1 protein-coding gene and 1 pseudogene are annotated in these 1,971 nt (G+C 72.6%); one reads left to right on the top strand and one right to left on the bottom strand.

Features of this window, described 5'->3' with window-relative positions; all coding sequences use genetic code 11:
* Positions 1-259, bottom strand: a pseudogene (locus tag ACYVE7_RS33200) (hypothetical protein); the annotation flags it as partial.
* 416 nt (positions 260-675) lie between these two features.
* On the opposite strand from ACYVE7_RS33200, the gene ACYVE7_RS33195 reads away from it, so the two are divergent.
* Positions 676-1,971 (top strand): prolyl oligopeptidase family serine peptidase (locus tag ACYVE7_RS33195; RefSeq protein ID WP_460370430.1); only part of this gene is annotated, 1,296 nt, incomplete at its 3' end.

Below are 1,971 nucleotides of genomic sequence, written 5' to 3'. Positions count from 1 at the left end.
CGCCCAGATCGTCGCGGAGCACATGCGGCTCACCCGGCCCCGCGACGACCTTGCTGTACCCGCCCCGCCCCGGCGCCCCCCTGCGCAGGGTGCGCTCCAGCGTGGTCCCCGCGACCGGCCCCCGCAGCCCCGGCGACGCTCCGGTGCCACGCCCGGGAAAAACGACGAGCCCGGACGAGACCGCACCGGCCAACGCGGCCTTCAGCAGGACGTCACGGCGCGGAACCGGAACTCCGGAGGGCACGGATTCGGCAGCCATCAGCGAACGTCCATCCCGGCGGCTCTCATGATCGTCACAAGGCCCACCTCATCTCGAACCATCAGGGAAACGGGTGCGTGAGGATGACGAGCCGACGCCACGTCCGACCGTTGACCACGACGCCGGCCCGTCACCTTCCCCCCATGGCAGCAAGCCGCGAACACGGCGGCTAGAGCAATTCCTGCTCCATTGAGCGCGGTTTTTCCGGCCGCCCGAAGACCCGCACGGAACGGGAATTTCCGCGTTCGAGCCTCAGGGAAAAGGATTCGGGTCGCACCCCAAGGCAGACGACGCCGGAGAAAAACGAAACTGAGCGCCATGGCCGCCGGATTCCCCCGGTCATGAACGGACGGAAGTGAAGCGCTGATGGTCGACGAGCCCGCACCGAAGGCACCCGCGCCGGGCGGCGGCGTCTGATGGCCGGGCCCCGGCCGCTGCGCTCCCACACCAGGTTCTCCGTCAGCCTCGACGGACGCTACGCCACGTCCTTCGCCCTCGACGGGAACGCTCCCGCGCGCCTGGAACGCTGGTCGTTGATGGGGCCGTTCAACCGGCGGCGGCTCGGCCCCAACGGCGACGTGCCCCTGGACGCCCAGGCCGTCTGCGTCCGGCGGGGCAGCATCCTGCTGAACCGGCCCGCGCCGGGACGCAACGAGATCAGCCTGGTCCGCGCCTCCAGCGCCGGCCTCGACGGATTGACCGAGCGGCCCATCGGGACGATCGCCTCGGCCGGTCTGCGGCTCATCCCCGGCCCCGACCCCGCGATCCCCGCCGTCGCGATCAGCACCGACGGAACCGGCGTACGGCTCTGGACGGTGACGACGAAGGCCCTGCGGCCGGTCCTCACCCTGCCGGGAAAGGTCCTGCACACCTTCTGGCTCGGCAACGGCAGACTGGGAATCCTGCGGGCCTCGCCGAACGGAACCCAGGAGACGGTGGTCGCCGACCTCCACACCGGCCGCTGGCACCCCCTCCCGGGACTGCCCGAGGGCGGCCGTGTGCTGACCGCCAGCCCGCGCTCCGGCCGTCTGCTGCTGTCGGTGCCGGCCCCCGGCCGGCGGGCGTTCGCCTTCTCCACGATCAAGGAACCCGGCGATCTCACCGTCCCCGGCAAGCTCAACGCGCTGCGCGGAGCCGTCGTGTCCGCGGCGATGAGCCCGTGGGGCGCGCGGACGGTCTTCCACGTCGCGCACGGAGCACGCTCGCACCTCGTGGTCAGCGACGCCGCCGGCGAACTCGACACCCTGCCCCTGCGCGAAGGCGCCATCCACGGCCCCCTGACCTGGAGCGCCCTGGGGATCGGCTTCCCCTTCTCGACACCGACCGTCCCGACCCACCTGGCGACGGTCGCAAGGAACACCACCACCTGGCGGACCACCCTCACCGGGCCCGACACCGCGGGCGGGCACGACGCGCGGCTGATCGAACTGCCGGGAGCCACCGGCCCGGTCGAGTGCGTCGTCTACGGAACCGAACCGCCGGCCGAAGCACAGCAGACCGTGCTGGCCCTGCACGACGGACCGGCCGGAGCCTGGCGGCTCGGCTTCGACCCGCTCTTCCAGCAGATGGCCGAGGCGGGCCTCACCGTGGTCGCGGTCAACCCGGCGGGCAGCACCGGATACGGGCGCCGGCCCGCGTCCGTCCTGCGCGGCGCGTGGGGCGGACCCGACCTGGCCGATCTCCTCCAGGTCGCCGAGCACCTGGCGGCCGCG

The sequence above is a fragment of the Actinocorallia lasiicapitis genome (assembly GCF_054778695.1).
This window is presented reverse-complemented; position numbering and strand designations above follow the sequence as displayed.